The organism is Vibrio ostreicida (assembly GCF_013074385.2).
GTDB lineage: Bacteria > Pseudomonadota > Gammaproteobacteria > Enterobacterales > Vibrionaceae > Vibrio > Vibrio ostreicida.
Genome location: NZ_JABEYA020000004.1, coordinates 74087 through 96003, shown reverse-complemented (window position 1 = coordinate 96003; position 21917 = coordinate 74087). Strand labels below are relative to the sequence as shown.

At 46.8% G+C, this 21917-nt stretch carries 21 protein-coding genes; all 21 read right to left on the bottom strand.

The window, feature by feature from the left end; all coding sequences use genetic code 11:
• Position 1: 1 nt before the first annotated feature.
• The 21 genes from HLM86_RS08555 to HLM86_RS08455 all read right to left on the bottom strand — a co-directional run bounded on the left by HLM86_RS08555 (position 2) and on the right by HLM86_RS08455 (position 21889).
• Positions 2–688, bottom strand: a complete 687-nt coding sequence (locus tag HLM86_RS08555) for a flagellar type III secretion system pore protein FliP (protein WP_076589614.1) — start codon at positions 686–688, stop codon at positions 2–4.
• Between the two features lie 56 nt (positions 689–744).
• A complete protein-coding gene (locus HLM86_RS08550) occupies positions 745–1020 on the bottom strand; it encodes a hypothetical protein (RefSeq protein WP_076589613.1) in 276 nt (91 codons plus the stop codon).
• A gap of 142 nt (positions 1021–1162) precedes the next feature.
• Complete coding sequence (locus tag HLM86_RS08545; protein WP_170882603.1) at positions 1163–4621, bottom strand: hypothetical protein; 3459 nt, start codon at positions 4619–4621, stop codon at positions 1163–1165.
• Between the two features lie 239 nt (positions 4622–4860).
• The gene (locus tag HLM86_RS08540) at positions 4861–5406 is read right to left on the bottom strand and encodes a winged helix-turn-helix domain-containing protein (protein ID WP_076589657.1); all 546 of its coding nucleotides are present in this window, start codon (positions 5404–5406) and stop codon (positions 4861–4863) included.
• Positions 5407–5725: 319 nt separating this feature from the next.
• Positions 5726–5941: a FliM/FliN family flagellar motor C-terminal domain-containing protein gene (locus HLM86_RS08535; RefSeq protein WP_076589611.1), complete on the bottom strand. Its 216-nt coding sequence runs from the start codon at positions 5939–5941 to the stop codon at positions 5726–5728.
• A 3-nt stretch (positions 5942–5944) separates the two neighbouring features.
• Positions 5945–6583 (bottom strand): hypothetical protein, encoded by a 639-nt coding sequence (locus HLM86_RS08530; protein WP_076589610.1) that lies wholly within the window; start codon positions 6581–6583, stop codon positions 5945–5947.
• Between the two features lie 14 nt (positions 6584–6597).
• Complete coding sequence (locus HLM86_RS08525) at positions 6598–7602, bottom strand: hypothetical protein (RefSeq protein ID WP_076589609.1); 1005 nt, start codon at positions 7600–7602, stop codon at positions 6598–6600.
• The gene (locus HLM86_RS08520) at positions 7589–7984 is read right to left on the bottom strand and encodes a hypothetical protein (RefSeq protein WP_076589608.1); all 396 of its coding nucleotides are present in this window, start codon (positions 7982–7984) and stop codon (positions 7589–7591) included. The genes HLM86_RS08525 and HLM86_RS08520 overlap by 14 nt, the downstream gene beginning before the upstream one ends.
• Positions 7974–8732 (bottom strand): OmpA family protein, encoded by a 759-nt coding sequence (locus HLM86_RS08515; RefSeq protein WP_076589607.1) that lies wholly within the window; start codon positions 8730–8732, stop codon positions 7974–7976. Before HLM86_RS08515 ends, HLM86_RS08520 begins: the two co-directional genes overlap by 11 nt.
• On the bottom strand, positions 8719–9759 hold the full coding sequence (locus tag HLM86_RS08510; RefSeq protein WP_076589606.1) for an EscU/YscU/HrcU family type III secretion system export apparatus switch protein: 1041 nt from the start codon (positions 9757–9759) through the stop codon (positions 8719–8721). The genes HLM86_RS08515 and HLM86_RS08510 overlap by 14 nt, the downstream gene beginning before the upstream one ends.
• A gap of 10 nt (positions 9760–9769) precedes the next feature.
• Positions 9770–11659, bottom strand: coding sequence for an FHIPEP family type III secretion protein (locus tag HLM86_RS08505; protein WP_076589605.1), 1890 nt, complete (start codon positions 11657–11659; stop codon positions 9770–9772).
• A complete protein-coding gene (locus HLM86_RS08500) occupies positions 11656–12252 on the bottom strand; it encodes a hypothetical protein (protein ID WP_170882602.1) in 597 nt (198 codons plus the stop codon). Before HLM86_RS08500 ends, HLM86_RS08505 begins: the two co-directional genes overlap by 4 nt.
• Positions 12253–12376: 124 nt before the next feature.
• Positions 12377–15298, bottom strand: coding sequence for a hypothetical protein (locus tag HLM86_RS08495; RefSeq protein ID WP_170882601.1), 2922 nt, complete (start codon positions 15296–15298; stop codon positions 12377–12379).
• A gap of 1 nt (position 15299) precedes the next feature.
• Positions 15300–15596, bottom strand: a complete 297-nt coding sequence (locus tag HLM86_RS08490; protein WP_076589602.1) for a hypothetical protein — start codon at positions 15594–15596, stop codon at positions 15300–15302.
• A complete protein-coding gene (locus tag HLM86_RS08485) occupies positions 15597–16169 on the bottom strand; it encodes a hypothetical protein (protein ID WP_170882600.1) in 573 nt (190 codons plus the stop codon).
• Between the two features lie 5 nt (positions 16170–16174).
• Positions 16175–16585: a hypothetical protein gene (locus HLM86_RS08480; RefSeq protein ID WP_076589601.1), complete on the bottom strand. Its 411-nt coding sequence runs from the start codon at positions 16583–16585 to the stop codon at positions 16175–16177.
• Positions 16554–17141 (bottom strand): hypothetical protein, encoded by a 588-nt coding sequence (locus HLM86_RS08475; RefSeq protein ID WP_076589600.1) that lies wholly within the window; start codon positions 17139–17141, stop codon positions 16554–16556. Before HLM86_RS08475 ends, HLM86_RS08480 begins: the two co-directional genes overlap by 32 nt.
• A gap of 35 nt (positions 17142–17176) precedes the next feature.
• On the bottom strand, positions 17177–17905 hold the full coding sequence (locus HLM86_RS08470; protein ID WP_076589599.1) for a type III secretion system protein: 729 nt from the start codon (positions 17903–17905) through the stop codon (positions 17177–17179).
• A 14-nt stretch (positions 17906–17919) separates the two neighbouring features.
• A complete protein-coding gene (locus tag HLM86_RS08465; RefSeq protein ID WP_170882599.1) occupies positions 17920–19392 on the bottom strand; it encodes an MlaD family protein in 1473 nt (490 codons plus the stop codon).
• Positions 19393–19532: 140 nt separating this feature from the next.
• Complete coding sequence (locus HLM86_RS08460) at positions 19533–20720, bottom strand: hypothetical protein (protein ID WP_076589597.1); 1188 nt, start codon at positions 20718–20720, stop codon at positions 19533–19535.
• Between the two features lie 8 nt (positions 20721–20728).
• Positions 20729–21889: a hypothetical protein gene (locus HLM86_RS08455; protein WP_170882598.1), complete on the bottom strand. Its 1161-nt coding sequence runs from the start codon at positions 21887–21889 to the stop codon at positions 20729–20731.
• Positions 21890–21917: the final 28 nt, after the last annotated feature.

Genomic DNA, 21917 nt, shown 5'->3' with positions numbered 1-21917 from the left:
ACTAGCCAAGCGCTCTAAACAGCAAAGTCCAGCTATCCGAGAAGTAAAAAACCGCCAGTTTCACCGGTGTAGAAATGACCGTCGGTGACAACATGGTCATCCCAACGCCACTTAAGATCACCGCAATCAAGAAATCGATACTGACAAACACCATATATAGCTTAAGGCCAAGCTCAAACCCCTGATATAAATCCAGAATCAGATTGCCGAGAAAAAACTTGAACGTGTCATTGTCTTCATCGAAATTCAGCGGAATATCGATCATGTTAGTGAGCTGATCAGTCTTACGCTCTGCGCGTTCCAGTAACTCTGGGAAAAAGTCAAAGACATTACTCGCCAAATAGTACATGGTAATATCTTGTGGTTTCTCTTCTTCGAGCGTGAGGTCCAAAGGTAAGTTCGTCGATTCTTGCTGCTGCTCTGAAAAATAGGGTTTTACACGGTCAATACCGGGTTTAATGTCAGGCCATAAGCTATTTAACGCCATTAAGGCAGCGAGTAAGTTGACCACAATCGTGGGTGGTATTTGTTGGGTTCCAACCGCATTTTTTATAATGTTAAGTACGATATTGTATTTAACAAAACCGGAAAAACAGATAAAAAATACCGTTGACAATAACGCCAACGTCAACAAAACAATCAGGTTTGCACCAGAAAATGCGTTGTCCGGGCTGAGTAACTGAATCATAAGTTCTAATCGCTAACCACTTGAAATAGCAGGGTCGAACGACGACCCTGACTTTATTAGATATTTCGAGCCGACGCTGAAATAGAATCTTTAACTGATTTCAATGTTGATGTCGCAGTCTGCGCAGCAATACTCTGATCTGCCATCAATTGTTGAAGCTGGAGCGACTCTGATGCGCTGAGGATCAAGGTGCCATCGTCATTTTGGGTGAAGGTACCCTCGTCATCAGTACTGCCGGTATGCTGGGTAATAAAATCGGATACTGCGTCATCGGCATTATCAACTAGACCACCAAAAACACCTGATATATAACCTGTACTTAAATTGGACATTTGTCATCTCTCGCTGTTCAAATTGTGTTCAGCGCATTATCACTAACCCGCCATAGCGTCACCAGTGAAAATTCCTGATAAATGTCGTAGTCAACCACTCTCACAAAAGCTCAGATTTTGCCACTTCTGCCTGCCTATATGCTTAGCGCGGCACGCTGTATAAGGTCCCATCAAGGCGATTGACCATCTCAGGCTTTTCCCCATCTGGATAACGGAAACTGATTTCACCCAGAGACTCATTTAACGTCACCTGACTAAGCTTTTTGACTTGGACCATGGGTAGTATACCGGCTGGATGACGACATAATGAAGATGCTCGCGTACATTCGATCTTCATCAAACGATACTGGCTACGAGCTGTATCGCCCTTTCTAGACAGCTGTTCATTCAAACGGTTTAGCAGGGCCGACGCCTGCTTGTGGTTTTCAGCCTCCTTAAGCTGATTCACCACCGTTGTCGAGACATCAATCAAACGCTCCATAGGCAGCTGATACTTTGCCTCCGCCATCACAGCGGATGCTTTATTCATGTTTAACCTCTGGCTTTGACTTTGGCTGGAGGCCCGTAAAGCCTTCAACATCTTTCGAGCAGAAGGGTTGCCTTGCATTAACTGACCCAACGACTGTGAATGTTTGGGCGTAAGATGAACCGTGCGTCGCATATTGTCCGCCCAACGAGAACGCCAATGAATCTGCTGCTGGTATTCAACTTTTAAATGCGGGATATTTTCCGCCGCGATGGCCTTAGTCACTTCGTGAAAGCCATTTGTCCTTGCATTGACCAACGCCATGAGCTGAGCTGACGCTCGGCTTTTCATATCCAAGCTCCATTCTGGGTGACTTTCTAGGCATTGTCTGAAGTCCGTGATGACCGTATCAAGCCGATCTAATGGTTCCGGATCCATATCAAGGCTGACTGACTTTGATTCCGCGATCCGCTTTTCGACCGTTTCTGTTGTGTGATGTTTTGCTGTATGGCTCGCCGCCAATCTGTCCCCAAAAGGTTTGACAGAGACAAATGTCTTTTCGTCAATTGCCGTCGGGAAAGCATGGGTAGATGAAAGAGGAAACAACATCACACTGGCCCCACTGCTGGCTTCCAGATCAACACTGGTGATGTAGTCGAGACGTTGAGTGGCGCTGGTTTGTTCACCCACGTTAAACTCCCTCGTTTCTTCTCGAGTGACGGCAATTTCAACGCCAGCCTTTGCATAGGTTCTCGGCATGACCATCGAAAAATTGGGTGAGGCGTCTATCCCAAGCTGGAGCCTAAGCTGACTATTCGCCGAACCACTGAGCTGCGTTTTTTTTGTCTCGCGACTACTAAACTGGGTTTTATCGAGCTTCGCTTCAAGCTCACTCGGCCAATCTTCCGTTCGGAATAAGTAACCCAAGGTTTTTTGCAGATCATCATTACTGACGTCAAAGGCAAAGCTCTGCTCGCTGTCTTGCATTGCCGTTAAGGCAAGAGTGGCTTCAAAAGGCATAATCGTCACTAGCGAACCATGGCGATATTTGACCAATTTAGTCAGGTCTTCCAACCCTCCCCCCGTACCGACTAAAGCACTTGCCCCTTTTTCACCTTTGCGAACCAATTGAACCTGAGTTTTATTGTCCCCCAAGGAGACCAATTTACAGTCGTAGTGCTTTTCATAATTCGCCACAATGCCCGCAAAATAACCGCCCGCAAAAGGCAAACCGAAATGGGCGATTCCTGCAAAGCCACTCACACCGTCATGAGCACTCAAGGTCAATGAATCCCCTTGAGGCAACGCACTAACTCGTTGTGTAATTTGTGCATTAATCTGCTGTGCAGGATGGTGCCACCCCATCCATTTATTGACCACGTTTCCAAGCCCATTGTGGCGATTACGCAAAGACTCACCCAATCTGACCCCAGGTTTTTGTGCTTGTCGCAACGCTTTCCTAGACGCAAGCCCTTGTGTAATCGCTTGCTGCAAGTCAGCGTGATTTTCGGTAGACACCTTTTTAGCCAATGTATCATTTGAAAGTGTTTGACCAAATTTAAACTGTCCCTCATCACAAATGGCAAGATAGAGACGAGCATTGGTTAACGTACGCTCGATATAAGGCACATACAAATCGAGGTCCTTGAAAGTAAAAGGGGTTGCGCTCGCACTCGCTAACGTGCGCAGCGAACTCTTGATGACAGCAAGATCCGAAAATTCATTCAGCTTATCGAACAAAGGATGCTCAGTTAAATCGTCCATCCGTTGTTGCAGTGAATCGAGTTGTTTCTTTAAACGCTCATCATACGGCCCATCACCTCGAGTAAAACCCGGAACAAGATGGTTCAAAATGACGGTGCAACTCGCCAGTTGCTTTTTCAAGCCCTGTTCGACGGGCTCAGGACTGGATTCTGAGCGGGGACTTGAGCCAGCATACACCGCCATTGCAACCCGCATTTCCTGATCAACTTTAGCGTGAACTCTGGCAGGGTTATTCACCCATTGACGCAGCACTCCCTGTTCCCATTTGGATTTTAGTTGCTCTTGGAGCCTGAGTTCGTCGCCGATTCGCTGCGCGACCGACGTGATCACTGGCGAAGGTTTACGATGAGCAATCTTATCTTTTATCCAATGAGCGGTGGTTTGCAGCCCAGGATCGGCGGCCTTTGCGTATGATTTCATCGCGGCGGCTTTTCGTCCTTTACTCCATTTTTCGTTACCCCGAGATAGGCGGTGCTTGATTCCATCTATCCAACCGGAGAGCGGTACGTATTGGTGGCCAATATGCTTCGCTTTGTAGCCGACAAAAGGATTTGCGTTAGAAAAATGGCTACTGTTATTGATGTTATAATGAGCAAAAGATGCTGGCGGGATCTCGGACACTCTCGGAGATACGCAATCGGTAGCTTCCGATACGGAGAGGTGTTGCGCATCAAGATACACAATCCGCTGCGTCTTATTTGTGCGCTCAATCGCCACTTGAAGGTATGGGCCGCAAGGTTTAATACTCTCAATAACATCGTCGCTCGACAATCGAAGATTAAGCCTCACTTTTTTCTCTTCCCCAATGACAAGGTGCCTTGAGTCCAACAGAAACACTTTGGCTGGAATTTGGTCTTTTAAGGTTATCGTAGACGCCGCCTCATCGGACGCCTCATCTACGCAAACATTGTCGCCACCTTGAACGGGTGTTTTGTCTACACGCACATTGAAGTCTGCTGACATATTCTCAGTAAATTGGCCATTGAGCTTTAAAATGCAGTGGTGCTCATTGCCTGTTTTTGTGTCTTTATAACGGGCATGAAGCTTAAGATCACGGCCAATCCACAATCGAGTAAACTGAGTATCCGGCGTGTCAACTTCCGCTTGGTAATAGTTAGGCTTAGAGGAAGAACGATGATGCCAAATCTCTCGCAGCAAGCCTTTGTTCTTTCCTGAAACAAGAACTAATTTGCCTCCCTTAAGCGACGCCATCATTTTGAGACCGCGATTGTCATCGACACTCGTTAAGTCAACAAAATGTTTTGCGTCAATCTCTTCACGTGTCACGGGAGTGAAAGTTAGCCCTGACTGTGCTGGACCCGATCCTTGAGGATTCGCTAGGTAAGAAACAGACGTTAATGTTGCATTCATAAGCTTCCCTGTTAGTTTTAACCGAACAGGTCCAATCTACGCTTGCAACCACAAATAAACGTAGTTGTTAAAAGTGATAATATTGGAAAAAGTCAGCGCCAAGGAATCCATACAGATTGACATTACTTGAACAGGGATGATTTTTAACCACTTTCTCCCAGCATATCACGTCCGAAAAAACACAATCACACAAGAGAACAGCAACAGTGAACCTTTTGCCGTTCTCTAATGTATGACTTTCATCTCATTATCAGTAAAATTCCGGTCGTCAGGGCTGAGGCCAGCAGTGAAGCGGAGAAAACCATCGTAAACCAAAACGTTCCTTTAACTGGGGCCGCCGCCGACGCATTATCGAGCAAAATTTGAGGAGCAGAAGGGTTAAAATAAGGTGAATGATTCACCGGTTTCGTACTGCTAGTAATGCTCTTGATTGCCAGTGTCGGCATTTCTTCAGCCGAAAATTCCGCCACGGCATCATCATCAATAATCAGCATGTAGCCTTCTTTGGGCACTGTTTTTATCTCGCAAGCCAGATCGATAAACAAAGCTAGCGATTTGCGAAGGTTCGAAATCGCCTTGGTTAGCGAAGTTTCACTCACCAATACTTTTCCCCAAACCTGCTCATGAATCTCATCTTTGCTGATAACCTTATTGCTACGTTCACACAGCAGTTTAAGTATCGCCGCCTCCCGTCCACCTAGGTTGACCATTTGGTCGGTTGCGACTATCTCGCGTTTTAGAATGTCAAAAATCACCTGATTTCCCAGTACGTAATTTCTTTCCATCATTGAACCCTACTTCCACTTATTGTTATTGCTCAGTGTTACAAAACCCAAACAGACTGCGGTAATACAAGCCGTTGTTATGGATACCTCTACAGCACCACATCACACTAGTTTGAGCAAATTCAATATTGATTAAGAATTGCGTACTAGTTGGACATGACATCGCCGAGAGAGAATGTACTAGTTTGAAAAAAAAAGGATAAAAAAGTCGTGAAAAAGCCGTGAACTCGTCAAGTAAAAAAAAATAAAAAATGTATAAATATAAAAAATTCAAAAAAAGCAGCTCATTGAGCTGCTTTAATCATGATTAATCATATGGTTAATCTTCGGAGACGTTAATTTTGTCAATTGACACACAGTACTGTTCATCAACTTTGATCAGCGTTCCCGTTGCAATTAATTCATTACCACTTTTCAGCATCACCTCAGATTGAATAAAATCGGCAATAGGTTTGACCTGACCTTTGTGCAACTGGTTTAATTCATTTAACGTCATGGTCGTGTGGCCAATGACAACATCAACGGCAATTTTCATCGGTTACCCCTGGGTAATAGCAACAATGGCACGGCGCACATCGCGGATTTCTTCCTGAGCCGATGAGATTTCGGTCATGGTGTTTTTAAATTCTTGCTGCATGGTATCGAGATCGACCTGAACCGTGTCACAATAAGCCGTCATTGTGGCATTGTATTCTTGTAACGTTCCGTATGAGACCTGCAGTTTTTCTGAGTCTTCAAGGTTCGAACCTGTGATCATTTTAATGCCATCAGGTTCACCCAAATCTTCTCTTATGAGTCTGTCTATTTCCTCTAATTGTGTAGAACTTAGTGTCGTCTTGTCGTTATTATTTGGGTCCGTGTATGGAAGCGTCTCGGACATAGTCAGCCCCCATAAGCGGTTGATCTCAGCGATCGCGCTCGACTTTACTTCTATCTCTTCTGCCATTTTATCCGCTTTGGCGGTTTGATCTTCAATGTATTTCGACAGCAGTTGATCAATTAAGTCTAATGGGTCTGAGAAACCGGGGGTAAAGAGATATTTTGATGAGGTCGATGTTTCCGTCGCATCGATCGCTCGCTGAATGATGGGGCTATTTTCAACAATGGTTTTCGCCGCTTCCGTACCCGAGTCCAGTGTATTGACCGGGCGTGACAATCCAAGATTAATGTCTGACATACTTTTTTTCCTATTTAAGGTTGAATAAGGTAAACACGGGTCTGCTGAGCATTTTTGAATACTACTTTGTCACGCGTTATCGATTGAATGACCCCTAGACGAGGGACAGAACTGCCTTCCCAGTAACGTCCTTGTTGGTCGTAAATATAACCACCGGATGTGGTAGAGTAAAAAATGGAGTACGGGAATTCGTTGCTAGTAATGGCTTGCGCTTGGTCGTGCCGTGATTTCAACTGATCAATGACCGAGTCTAAACCTGCTGTTTTAAGTAACTGAGTCGCTCTGGCGCGATCTGACACTAACCAGTCGTCGCCTTCCTTAGTGAAATTCAGTCCGTATGCGCCAAACAAACGCATAATCTGATTGTCCAGTTCAAAAGTGTCGACCTGAATTTGATCTCTGCCGGGTTTCGACACCACTTTACCCTCAAGCCGTTTCCCCGTCTGAGACGAGATCAGTTCTACATCCAGTTGAGTCGCTCTCAAGTATTGGTCTGATTCAACCAATTTAAGGTTCTCTTGCCAGTATGTTGGTAGTGATCCCAAAGCGGCCTGATTAAACACATGGATTTTTCCGTCCTTGATGAAGCCAGAGCCCAGCGTATTTAAGTATCCAGCCATCAAGCTTTGCTGCTGATTGTGGAAAATCACCAATGCTGCCGCTGCCAACGCTATATTCAGCAACAAGGTAATGGCGATCATTGGCTGATATTGCCTGAAACGAAAACGGCGAAGTCTCGGGTTTCTCTCGCCTTCTTGATAGAGGAAAAAACTCAACCCTTTGAAACGATAGACTCGGTTTGCAGCCAGTGTTTTACGCTTATTTCCTCGGCGGAAACCTTTAACCACCAGCTTCTTGTCTTCGATGTCAAAACCCAGCTCGGTACCACTAGGGAAGTACTCTGGCACCGAAAGTTGGTTATCACTTGCAACGTCTCGATTGCCAGTAAGGGAAAGGGACGGCTGCAATGGCAGAGTCACCCCCCTAAGATGACCATCTACAAATTCAATCAGCCACATGATGCACTATCTCATTGTCCAATAGGGTGGCTTGAGCAACAAACTCATTCAACAGTCGAAGTAACTCCTGCGGATGTTCCGGTAAGGTGATCGTGCGCAAGTAGTCATACCCTTGATCCGCAATACGCGCAATATAGCCGTCTGCGGTAAGGCGAAAATCGGCGTTAAGCTTGAGTGCCTGTTCCGCAGATAAACTTGATGAAGTTAACTCAGTGACGAGCACCATCTGACCGTCTAAACCAAGCCGCGCACCGTCTTCAATCTTGATTTGACGCGCTCCAAATTGGCAGACTAGGGCATCGTTGGCTTCAAGCTTAAGGTTTCCTCCCTGATTCAACTGGACGAATTCATTGAGTAACAAAGAGAGTTTTCTATTTTTCATGGCTTTTAAGCTTCACCTCTATCATAAAACGTCTCTGGTTGACGCGCTGTTGCGCTGTCGGTAGTCCATTTTCAACGCTGCCCCTCACAGTAACGGGCACGTTTCTCAGTCCTTCTTCAATTAAAAATTCTCGTACCACTTTCGCACGCTGATCGGCCAATGTGCGGTTCTTCGAATAAGCCCCTGATGAATCGGCAACACCATAAACGATGACACTTTCCAACGGCCACTTTTGTAACTCGGCAATCATTGCGATCAAAGTACTGCGACCTTCACTGGTCAAGCGGTACTCGTTGACCAAGAACAGGTTTTCAAACTTAAGTAGCAGGTTCGACTCACCCAGCTTACTTTTGGAGATACCATAAATCGTGCGCCACTGATCACCATCAAATGCCTGACTTTTTTCAGGTTCGACAAGGTTACTCACCGCGAGGTAATCGCCTTCACAGCTTTTTACAGCGGTCAGGCCATACGTATTAAGGTTGGCAATATAAAACCGATTTGGCTCTGTGGGTTGTGCCACTTCAACACAAGCCTTGTGATGTGGAGAACCTTCGGCGTACTCTGGTGCTTGGCGAACCCAAAAACGCAGATTGTCCGCATCCGCAACGTTGGCGATCACCAGATTGTAGACATCTGGTTTCCAGTCATAGTCGAGAATCAAATTGTCATCTTTAATTTGATTACTGCACCCACTGATCAGTGTCATCATGGCGATTGCAGCGCTTAAGTGATTATTTTTTTTCATTCTTTTGATGCTTTTTAAGGGCAGAAAGGATCATGGCCACGTCGCGATAGAACTCTTTGGGAATAAAGTCCTCGCCATTTTTCATCTTACGATAGAAGGCTTGGGCCAGCGGTTTATGTTCAATAATCGGCACATTCATCGCTTTTAAGCGTTTCTTCTCTTCCTGTGCCAGTAAATCAGTACAAATCTGCAGCACGACAGGCGCTTTATCAATTGCTCTGTCATAGCAGACGGGCACCAAAATATGAGTTGGGTTAGCCAAAGCAAAAGTCGGCGTTCTGCCCTTGGTGATCGGGGCTTCCATCACCTCACGCATTTTTCTTTTACGCTCAGATTTGATTTCAGGTGAGCCTTCCGTTTCTTTCATTTCGTTTTTCATTTCGGTAAACGTCATGCGATTTTTTCGCTCAAAGTGATAACGTTCGACCAAGAAATCCACGCAACCCACACACACGCCGTAAATGAAAAATATCAATGAAACCAAAAGCATGCAGAAAACAAGGTTGTACAGAAAGTAACTTCGGTTATTGATTTCTTTCAATGTACTCAGTTCATCACCCGCAATATCAAAGACGTATTTGAGCAAAAAGAGGAGAAACAACAACTCCAACACTTTGCGTAATGAGCGAGACATCGCCTCAACACCAAATATGTTCTTAAAACCGGTAACCGGATGAATTTTTTCAATTTTGAAACCCAATGATTCGGTGTTGATGACGGTTTTATTGATCAACACCCAGTCAATCACAGCCATGAGCATCTTAACCAGCACCAACGAGCCGACCACCGTCGAAACCAAAGCGAGCATCAGATGAAAGCCGACGCTGATATCGGAATACAACATCTCTTCCATCCAGTCGCCAGCGTTCTCAAACAATAAGTAGATAACACCGATAAACACCAGAGCAAACACCACTAGCTCCAACGTGGGTTCGGCCAACTCGGTTTTGGGAAATTGCCCCTTCTTTTTTAGATCACGCAACTTCTTTTCAGTTGGCGGATACTTTTTAGGTTCAGTAGATTCCATTTAATGCCCCTTAATGAGTAACCTGAAGGGGCTCTGATGTCGCCACATAAGACGCATCTGCAATATCACTGTGACTGCATATTGAAACGGTTGATATAACTTGTTGGAAGAAGGCTTTCACTGGGTTAATTTCATTATCATTCACCACTAGAATGGGTTTTCGACCATATTGTGTGGTTAGGCGCATGACTTCTTGACGCAACCCTTGTTGTATTTCAATCAACCGATCAACATCTTCCACTTCCCCCATAACAAAAGACTCAATCATCTCAGTGAGGGGCGGATCAAGCAGAGCGACATGAAGCTTATCTTCGTTGTTGAGCAGGCGAGCGGTTATTTCATAACGGGCCTGACTGCGGATCCGTATCAACCAGTTTTTCGGTTCACTCTCAACCCGTGACCAATAAATCAGGGCTTCAAAAAAGCTGATCCGATCCAAATAGAATTCAGGCGAACGAATCATTTCCTTCAAGACATCGTGAACTCGGTTGAGACCAATCGCGGAATCAATTTCGTTTTTCATCACTTCACTTTGCGCGGCCAGACCATCAATAATATTACTGGTGTACTGGAGGTTGTATTTCTCCACTAAACGCTTACGAAGAAAATAGTCCGTGACCATAGCAACATTCTGAACAACATCCTGATGACGCACAAAGACGTCATCTCCCATCACTTCAATCACCGGCGGCGCATCGCTGTGGTTAAAACGGAAGACACAAATATCTGAGACATAGACCTCAAGATCACGACCAAGCTGAGCGTCAATCTCAATCGCTGGTGCACCTAGCGTTTGCCCCCACAATACCTGCTCGATATCCGTGAGCTTTCGTTGAATGACACCTTGATGGCTTTCTTCTCGAATCACAAACTTGAGAGATTCATATAATCCGCTGCCGGTCAATTCAAATCCTATTGCAACCGCTGGTTGCCCTTGCTTACGCCACAACACAAAGGCCAGTAAAGCACACGCAAATGCGAGCGGAGCACAAACATACAACAGATTGCTGTTGGAAAGACCAATCGCAAAAATCACTAAACCAATGATCAATAGGCTTTTCCAGAACCCACCTATTTGGTCCATTAATTGGCCAATAAACGGGCTTGATTTTTCTTCAGACCCTTTAATTCGGGTCAAATAGACACCGCAAGCCATGGAGAGAAGTAAACTCGGGATCTGGGAGACCAGACCATCACCGATAGTGAGAACAGAAAAACGACTGACACTCTCTGAAAGCGACAAATCAAATTGATTAATGCCGACATAGATCCCACCAAACAAGTTAACTAAGCTTATCAAAATGCCGGCTATCGAATCCCCTTTAACAAACTTCATGGCACCATCCAGAGAACCAAACAGTTTGTTTTCGGTACTGAGATCCGCCCTCAGTTTCTGGGCTTGTTCACCACTAATAAGACCACTTTTTAAATCACCATCTATCGTCATTTGTCGGCCAGGCAGCGCATCAAGAGAAAATCGAGCGCCCACTTCAGCGACCCGTTCTCCCCCTTTGGTCACCACCAAAAACTGAACAATGGTAATGATGACGAAAATCAGCAGGCCGGAAATTAAGTTGCCGCCCATGACAAACTCACCGACCGTTTCGATGACATCCCCAACATCTTCGTTAGCAATAATATTTCGTGTGGTGGCAATCGACAGCAATAAGCGAAACGTTGTCAGTAAAAGGACTACCGTCGGAAGAAATGTGACTTTTAATGGTTCATCATTTTCCAGCATGATCACCAACAGCAGCGCTGAGCTAATAAAACTGACTAAAATGAAGGCATCGATCACACCGCCGGGCAAGGTCACCAAAATAATGGTTGGCAGTAAAAGTGCAATGATCACACTGCCCGGATTAAACAACAAAGAATAGCGTTTCAGGCGCGCTTTCATACTTGCTCCAAACTGGCACGAAGCTCAGCGATTAGGGTAGCCGTATCAATGCTAACAATGCTGTCTTCATTTTCAATCGTCAGTGTGATTCCGTCTGCCTGATGGGTTTTTTCAACCTTGAGTACCTTGGCCTCATCGTCCATTTCGGCATGCAAAACTTCGACCAAGTGGCTGATAAGATGTTCACTCTGATTAAGTTTGGTTAAGCGCGATGTCACGGCCGTCGCGATTGTCTCTTTCAGCTCTTGTTTGAGCCCGTTGAGATTGCTTTGTTGCGTATTGAGGAGTTCATTAAGTTCTGATTGGGCGTGTTCAAACCACTGATTTTGCTGGCTCATCCAACTGTCGACAACGTCATTGTAAGCTCGTTCAACATGGTCGTTTAGGGATTGCTCTTTATCTTCAATCATTTGCACGACTTGCTGTTCAAGAATACCTTGGTACTCAGCCACTCGCTCCTCCATCGCCATCAGCAAAGCCTGAGTTTCATGAAAGCAACGCAGTTCTGATTTTTTAATCACATTAGAACTGCGATCACGTTTAACTATGATCTGTGGAATCGCGCGCTCTTCTGGTTCAATTTCAATGTACAAGGGACACCTCATTCTTCTGCTGGGCGTACTTTACCCAATGAGGTTCCCTGAGCTCAAAAGAAAAAAAAAGACTAAATCTGAACTTAGTCTTTTGTTACCAAACCTCCGCTTTTGGCAGATTTATTCATGAAGCAACATAAGAGAGATTTTGTCTGTTCACTGGCCATGAGGCTTGGCCATTGAAGACATTAAATCCAGTATACTGCGATTTGGACAACGAACCCTGCATCGCCGCCAAATGACCTAATCGGCTCTTGTCGAGATCCTTAAGGTTGGCAAAAACACCTTTTGTGTAATTACGAGCGGCACCACTGATAGAAGAACCAACACTCAAGATAACAGGCGTCGACCGATTGAGATTAACCCAGCGCACTGTGCCATCCAGCCCCTTTTCAGCGACCCAACCACTGATTGCCTTTTTTGCATCGACGGCAATCTGTGTCTGTTGAACCGTCTCAGCCGTTGAATCGTTCATAGATAGTGTGTCTGTTTCAGCCGCTTGGACAAGTCGAGCATTATCCCGTACTGCTCTTTCTTGGTCTGCACTGAAAATAACGCGTTGCGGGTCGTTTGTACGACCCTTTGGCGGTGGTGGGGTCGTCTCTGCGGCTTGATGAACGTCGGCTGAAGCCGATGAGGCTTGAGAACTCGCCTGACCAACGTCCACGCTCGACTTAGGGGGGTTGCGATAATTGCTCGGTTTAATCGGGACTTCCGTCGTTTGCACCGGTGTCTGTTTCACCGTCTCTACCCAGCGTTGACTGGTTTTGTCCCGGACCCCGCCCAACATGCCGGTTGGCGTCGAAGGGCCATCTTGACTGTCCATTCCAGCCCTCGACCCCTGCTCGCCTCGAGCATCAACGCGTTGCGGGTCCTTTGTACGACCCTTTGGCGGTGGTGGGGTCGTCTCTGCGGCTTGATGAACGTCGGCTGAAGCCGATGAGGCTTGAGAACTCGCCCGACCAACGTCCACGCTCGACTTAGGGGGGTTGCGATAATTGCTCAGTTTAATCGGGCCTTCCGTCGTTTGCACCGGTGTCTGTTTCACCGTCTCTACCCAGCGTTGACTGGTTTTTTCCCAGCCCCAACCCAACATACCGGTTGGCGTCGAAGGGCCATCTTGACTGTCCATTCCAGCCCTCGCCCCCTGCTCGCCTCGAGCATCAACGCGTTGCGGGTCCTTTGTACGACCCTTTGGCGATGGTGGGGTCGTCTCTGCGGCTTGATGAACGTCGGCTGAAGCCGATGAGGCTTGAGAACTCGCCCGACCAACGTCCACGCTCGACTTAGGGGTGTTGCGATAATTGCTCGGTTTAATCGGGACTTCCGTCGTTTGCACCGGTGTCTGTTTCACCGTCTCTACCGAGCGTTGACTGGTTTTGTCCCGGACCCCGCCCAACATGCCGGTTGGCGTCGAAGGGCCATCTTGACTGTCCATTCCAGCCCTCGACCCCTGCTCGCCTTGAGCATCAACGCGTTGCGGGTCGTTTGTACGACCCTTTGGCGGTGGTGGGGTCGTCTCTGCGGCTTGATGAACGTCGGCTGAGGCCGATGAGGCTTGAGAACTCGCCCGACCAGCGTCCACGCTCGACTTAGGGGGGTTGCGATAATTGCTCAGTTTAATCGGGCCTTCCGTCGTTTGCACCGGTGTCTGTTTCACCGTCTCTACCCAGCGTTGACTGGTTTCTTCCCAGACCCAACCCAACATACCGGTTGGCGTCGAAGGGCCATCTTGACTGTCCATTCCAGCCCTCGACCCCTGCTCGCCTCGAGCATCAACGCGTTGCGGGTCGTTTGTACGACCCTTTGGCGGTGGTGGGGTCGTCTCTGCGGCTTGATGAACGTCGGCTGAGGCCGATGAGGCTTGAGAACTCGCCCGACCAGCGTCCACGCTCGACTCAGGGGTGTTGCGATAATTGCTCAGTTTAATCGGGCCTTCCGTCGTTTGCACCGGTGTCTGTTTCACCGTCTCTTCCCAGCGTTGACTGGTTTCGTCCCAGACCCAACCCAACATGCCGGTTGGCGTCGAAGGCACTTCACTATCTGAAGCCGACGGAGTGACCACTGCAGACACAAGATCGGGATCGGTGCGTAAATAAGCGCGCATTCCATCACTAAACGTCACGTGAAACAATTGGCTATCATCGGATGGATGATTCAGCGTCTCCAACACTTCCGAACTCATACCATCATGCTCCTCCACACTTTGTGGAGAAACATTGACCACATTGGTCACGTGTATGTCATTAGATGCCTCACTCGTCGGAGATTGCTCCCCTTGTTGAGGCGCTGGCTCTGCTGCGTCTGTCGACACGTCACCGGCCTCAGCTGTCGGGGGGTGTTCTGCACCCGGATAGAGATAAACATTGCCATTTATGGTGTAGTTGTCGCCAATGTTTGTCACTGGCGCAAACGTCAAGTTGTCACTATTGACTTTATTGTAATATTTTTTGCCTTCATCACTGTCACCATCTGTTGTTGACTCTGACTCAGCATCTGGGGTGGGCGCCGGTCCCAAATGCTCTGGGCTAGGTCCTGAGTGAGGCGGCGTCTCAGCTTGAGGCGGTTCCTGATCCGGCTTTTTATCCTCTTTTTTATCTCCGGTAAAAAACTCACTGCCTCCATACATTGTCATACACATTGCATTAATATAGACAGCCGCAAACACGAGGCCAATAGGACCCGCAAGCACGCCCATGGCAATCCCCCCTGTGACACAAGCACCAAGGTGGACTTTAGCTTTGGTCTTATCGTGATAGCGATTAGACTTGCGCTCAACCTTTTTGTTTTTGGTTTTTTCTTTCGTGCCTTTACCCGCCGGATTGTGCTCAGATTCGTCCTCCCGTCTATCGACATCATCGGACGCAAAAGCAGAAACAGCCGCTATCAGCTCTTCAGGGCGGCCATCAACGGTGGCAGGCGTATTCTCCACGCTAACGGGCGTAAGCTGCGACGCTTCCGAGCTCAAACTATTGGGGCCATTTTCCGGCCTACCTAAAGACGTCGGAGCAGAAACACTGCTGACGGGTGAAATTGGGGGTGACATATTAGAACCTCATTCTTTCTAACAATTGAAGAGTCAACCGCCGAAGATCATCTTCGCGGATGCTAAACTCAGCGCAGGCAAGTGTTAAATACCCATCCACCCGTATCAAGTAACCACTCGATACCGATGCAAACTGGCTCAGCTGTTCCATGACCTGCTCGATGTTGGACACATGAACTAACTGAAAAAATGGGACAATTGGATAAATAACATAATCTTGGTATCGACTGAATACCGCCTGCTCACTTTGCTCAAGATCGAGCAAGAACTGCTCTATTTGATTTAATTCTGGCTGCATTTATTTGGGATACACTAAAACAACATCGTCACTGGACAACGCCGTCAACTCATCACTACTCAAATAGGTTTCAAAGGGACTCCAACTCACTGACAGCTTGAGGTTTCCCGACAAAGATTGCGCTTTAGCCTCAAGATATTCTGCATCAACATCCAAAGACTCAACATTAAGATAGAGGGTCGTTTTGATGCGCTGGCAAACAAAAACACACGCCATCAACGCTGGTAAGCTCTCAACATTTTCTCTGGTGACAAAACTCACGTACTGCACCCCATACTCGGCCAAATTCTGAGCGATCAAGTAGGAAAGGTACTCCTTGTCGAGATGCTTCACTGGCAAACCGAGTAAACGCTCAACCTCTTTCAGCCTGAGATACCCTTTTGTTTCAACGCCCAAGTGAGTCAGGCTTATTTCGACTAACTCATCATCAAAGTCAGGGGCAAGGACCAAGTGACTAAAATCAAGATGTATCGCTTGATTATCAAACAAATGTCCTGCGACTAGGTTAATCTGAGCCACCACTTCACGACTGAGGTGACGGCGAGGAATAAGAGAGAAGGTGTCTTGATTCATGATATTCACCGATTTCGAGAAAGTAGCGCCAAAACGTCGCGGCTCATTAAGTAATCCTTTTCGTCAACCCAGTCTCTAATCCCTTGAGGGGTTTCACACACAAAGTCGTACAACATCTGATAGGTATTTTTTGATGTCATGGTACGAAAATCTGCATCCTGAACCAGACGCAGAATAAACGTAATATTATGAAACTCATTATCTAGAATCCCATCAACAACGATCGCCTTTACCGTCTGCTCTGAGTAATCACGCAGACGTTCGAACCACTCGATCACAGCGCGCTTATCTAGGTAGATATCGGCATCAGAGATCGGGTTCCAACTCATACGCTGTGATTTATTGATGATCATCTGATACGGATCAAGCGCCCTCTCCTGGATATCACAATGGGCTATTCGGGTTTGATTGGTCATCGCTGTGTTCTCTAGTTGAGTGATTCAGATGTTGTGTGTTGCGCTGATATCTGCGTTCACGAGCGTCGTACTTGCGGCACAGAACCAACATGGAAAGTAGCCCTTCCAGATAATGTTCATAAGCGACCAACTGTTGGAGTGCTTCACTATCGGCTTCCATGCCCTCAGCCAACTCACCCAATGATTCCAGATACTGCTTCATTTTTTTGCGCAAAGAAGCGGGATAAAGATGTTGGCAATGGTTCGCAGCCTGCAAGATAAACAACTGAGCCTCATTGAGTGAGGCTTTTTCCGGCAACGACTCGCTAAATCCGTGCCAGTCTCTCAGTGCTTTGAGCTGGTAACTGTTGAGCATTTTCGCAAACTGACGCTGATGCTGAGGTGTCATTGGTTTTCGTCTTATACGAAACAAACGCGGATTTTTTTTGGTTCGCTTTTCCGCTTGTTTAACATCACGAACCCGTTTTGTTTGACTTTCTTCCCGAGTTTGTTTGGCCGGCGTGACATCTGAGACACGCTCCATCCTCTGAGGCATTGAAAACGATACACTTCGCATAAGCTAAAAAGAGCGGGCGAACCCGCTCAGACTCCTTATCGGTTAGTCACCAAGCTTGCTTTGGCGACAGCATCGAGTATTTCATTCAACTTAACGGCTTCCTGCGTTAAATCTTGGATATACTGATCAAGCTGCGCATCAAACTTCTCTTTAAGCTCTTTGGTCGCTTGAGTCTCTTCCTGAGTTCTAACTTCCGCGGCGTGCTGCATCTCGTTGACATTACCCACCATGCTGTTGCCCATCTCACCCATTTGAGACACCGCACGGTACTTACCCGTTCGGCCTTCTTGTAAACGAGCGCTGAAATCATTAACAGACTTAGAATCCAGTGACTTGACTGACGTTGATTTACCGCCCGTCATATCGGTGACATGCTTATCTTGCAGCGTTTTGGTTTGACCCATACGCACAGTTGCAGCCGTAGATAAGGCCATAGTGGCGACTGAAGCCGCTAAAGTAATACCAAATTTACGTTGTGCATCACCGCATTTGTCGCCTGCAATCTTTACCGCTAAATCACTGGTTGCTACCGCTTCACCAATACGGTTTTGCATTACCTGAGCACGTAATCGCTGAGACGATTCAATGATCTCAGCCAACAGCGCCAAAAGATCGCTCATCGAAACCGTGCCTGAGTCAGCTTTATCGAGTGAACTGGAATAGCTATTCCACTCTTTATCATTGACAACAACAGGGCTAGACGTGTTTTTACCTTCAACCGTGGTCAAATCCGAAGGCTGTGTGTTCATTGTTACTGTAGTCATGTTATTTCTCCGGATTACATGTGGATAGAAACCATCTTGTCGTTAAATTCACGATAATCACTGTTGGTTTTATACAGAGACTCAAACGCATGGGTCACAGCGCGCATTGCCTGAGAAAGCATGGTCAGGATTTGCTGAATTCGGGTTTCTAATTCTTCCTGCTTGGCCTGTGCAATCTCCAAATCTTTCGAAATATCAGCCGATTTAACCCCATAGCCTGTACTCACAATAGAAGAAGCATTCGAGCTCACCTCCACCACTTGATTAACTCGAGTCGCACGCAGCGAGGCTTTCTCGCTGTTGGTCATCAAGTCTTTGAGGGATTCAACCACATCGTCAAGCATTTGCTTGGCTTTATTGACAAGCTGACTCGGTCGCATCGCCTTAATGGCTTTAAGCATGTCAGACGCTTTATCTGCAATATCAGACAGCTTATTTAACATATTGGCAGGATTGATATTTTTCAGGCTATTGGCAAAGTCATCCATCACAGATGACACCTTGTCGACGGCTTTGGTCAAACTGGCTAACTGCTCTTTTAAAGCCGTACCCGCTGACTTAATCGCATCAGAAGCCGTATCTAGCGCTTTGATAAAGCTCGCTTTAAGCTGATTGATTGCTTCCAGCGCCTGATTCATCACTTTGGTCACGGTATCCGCCGCTTTTTGCAATGCTTGCTTGGTTGCGTTAACCAAAGTGGTTTTAAACGCCTTTAGCGCATCTACCGCGGTATCGAGTAGCTTAGTCGCTTTAGACGCGCTGTTCGCCGCTGATTTACCCAATAATCCCGCTAGTTTCGCCGGATTCATATTGGCTAATACACTGCGCAGACTCATCATGGCATCAACCGCACGATCAACCATGCTCGCCGCTTTCGCCGCCGCATTTGCCGCCGTTTTCGCGACATTTTTCACCAATTGGGCTGGATTAAAACTGAGTAGCATCCCAACAAGGCCAATGCCGATTTCCAGCCCCATTTTAACTTTTTCGCGGGTTTCCTCAGGCACGCCCACCGCTTTCATTATTTCGTCCGCAACCATAGGAACAACAATGGCAGCCACCATAGTACCGATCATGATCGCCGACATAACGGGGTTAAATGGTGCAATCACAATCGCCGCGATAAAGCCAAGTGCCATACCCAACTTGCCCCAAAAGCCTTTTTTCTTCTCAGCTTTTTTCTGCTCTTCGATTTGGCTTTCACGCTCTTTCAACTGGCTAATCTGAGACTCTTTCTGCACTTCAATCAGTGATTTCTTTGCTTCTGAGTTTTCTTTACCCGTACCTGAAACCGCATTCGCCACTTCCTTCATCTGTTCTTCAACCAAACGCCATAAAGCGCTGAGTGAAACAGAACTACCCGGAAGTGGTTGGTTCGGCGACGCCGATTCCACAGCAGAGCTTTCTGTAGAAACAGATTGCTTGCTGTCTTCCTCTACAGCACTGACATAGGTCGGTGCTGAGACGGTATTCATGAATGTACTCATGTGTTTTCCCTTCATGTAATGGACCGGGAATAAGCCTCCATCAAGCGTGCTTTAACTCTCGAATCACGAGCGGTATGTCCCCGGCAATGTCATACCCTTTTATGCTTTTATGCTGTGCTGTCTTCGCCACGATCAGGCCATCAAATATTGCGTGCAATCGCCATTTGCTCATCACGACAAATAGACAACCAGTATTTGAGCGTTTGCTGGAGCATCTTGACCTGATCGCCAATGCGGTTGATTTCTTCGATTTCTTCATCGGTCAGCTCACGCGGAGGAAAATTGGTGTATAAAGACTCCAGATACGAAACACTGATTGTTCCGTCATAATCCAACGCTTGACTCACGCCACTGGGTAAACTCTCGTTGGGATCAGAAGAGTTCTGCCAAGCACCACAATCGTCAAATAAAAACTCCAGAGCGCCTTTATCCGTCCCTGTAATCGCCTTAACGGCTTGATCAACTTCGGATTTTGTTCCTGTAAGAATCACGTCCACTTGTTCTTGAGATAGTGGGTAACTTCCCATTAAATTACTGAGAATAACCATACGGGTCATTGGGCTCAGGGTGTCAAGATCGTCTGTAATCCAACCTCCGGCTTGGGGGTTGTTGTAAGTAGCGCTGGTAAACTGATCCTGAAACTCTTGGGGTGGGGCAGGCGTAATATTTCCACCACAAATATCGGACATCGCCTGATAGGCCAAGCTGCTCTCAGGGATATCACCTGACTGAATTTTGCCGTAAATGGTCGACCAAGTGCTCTCCACAATGTCACCAATTTCCTCTGGGGAAAAATCCCAATTGGTGTGACTGCCACTGCCTATCTTCTCAAGCAAACGACCAACATCCTCAAGGAAATCATCATCACCTCCCAGACCATATTCATCGGCATTAATCAATACATCCAACAGAACCAACTGGTACATATTTTCGTAATCAATACCGTCAAGATCTTCGCCATTCATTGCCGTATACATTTCCCAAATCGCGGCTTCGAAGGCATCTTTGCCCCCATTGGTCCAACGTTGAATCGTTTCTAGCTGCTTGCCATACGCTTCTATACTCTGCGCCAGCGCTAGGGCAATCGCCTGTTCGGGATTACCACTGACCATGGTCACAACGACTTGCTTTTGCTGAGCCGCGATCATCGCCAGCATGTCTGCACTGGCAGGCTGCTTATCCAGCGTCGCAATCGCGGCATCACCTTGATCCAGCTGTGATTGCGCTTTATCAATCGTTGCCAGTTGCACCTGCACATCTTGCTTAAGTGACGCATTATCTGGAGAAGGACTTGGTATAGAAAGGGCATTGAGGTTATTAATATTCATCATATTACCTATATATTGCGCGCAATCGCCATTTGTTCATCACGACAAATGGACAGCCAGTATTTGAGCGTTTGCTGAAGCATTTTGACCTGATCGCCAATGCGGTTGATCTTTTCCACATCTTCGTCAGTCAGCTCCCTTGGCGGGAAGTCTTTGTACATGTTCTCGAAATATTCCGAACCTAAACCTTGCCCCTCCCAATCAATGACTTGATGATTATTTTGCGACACTTTCCGCCACCCATCATGGGTAGGATCATCCTGATAACCGTCATTATCGAAAACAAAATCAATCGCAGAAGAGTAACCGGTGTTGGTTTGAATAAACGTATCAAGAGTACCGATAGGAGCAGTCAAAAACATTTCTATCGTCGATTGCTCTACTTTAGGGTTCGCAGTGAGGTAGCCAGCCATCAAGGCCATACGTAACATCGGAGAGAGACCCGCACTGCTCGGGTATCCAGAATCACAAACAAACCCACCCGTATTATTGAAGCTGTTCCGGTATTGTTTTTGCAGCTCAGTGACACCGCCACACTTCTCATTCATATAGGTCAAAACGTCATGGCATAAACTGTCTTCTGGCGCATTATCCATCATGTAATTGAAAATGCCCTGACATTCACTGGCAAACTTTTCCCCATCCCAGTTTTCATGGTAGCCATGAGAGCCAGAGCCTGTACTTTCGAGAAAGTGCCTCATCGCTTCATCCATGTCTGAACCATAGCCATGAGACATAAAATCCATAATGGCAAGTTGGAACAGATCCTCTATGGCGTAGCCAGAAACCTCACCACTCTCTTTGATACCATCAAACATCACTGCCATTGCACTTTCGAACATTGCCAAGCCACCATTAGTCCAGCCCTGTATGATCTCAAGCTGTTTACCGTAGGATTCGATACTTTGGGCCAGTGCGACTGCAATGGCTTGTTCCGAATTGCCACTGACCATGGTCAACACAACTTGTTTTTGTTGGTTGGCAATGATGGCCAAGGTTTCTGCATTGACAGGCTGTGTGGTTGGAGTCGCTAATGTGGTGTCGATCGTCTTGAGTTGTGACTGGGCCAGATCAATAGAAGCAAGCTGAGCCTGCGTTTCTTGTGGATCCGCGCTAGACAACCCCTGAACACTCACAGGAGACACATGGTTGATGTTGCTGCTAATCATTCTTTTGGCGTCCTAACTATAAAGGGAA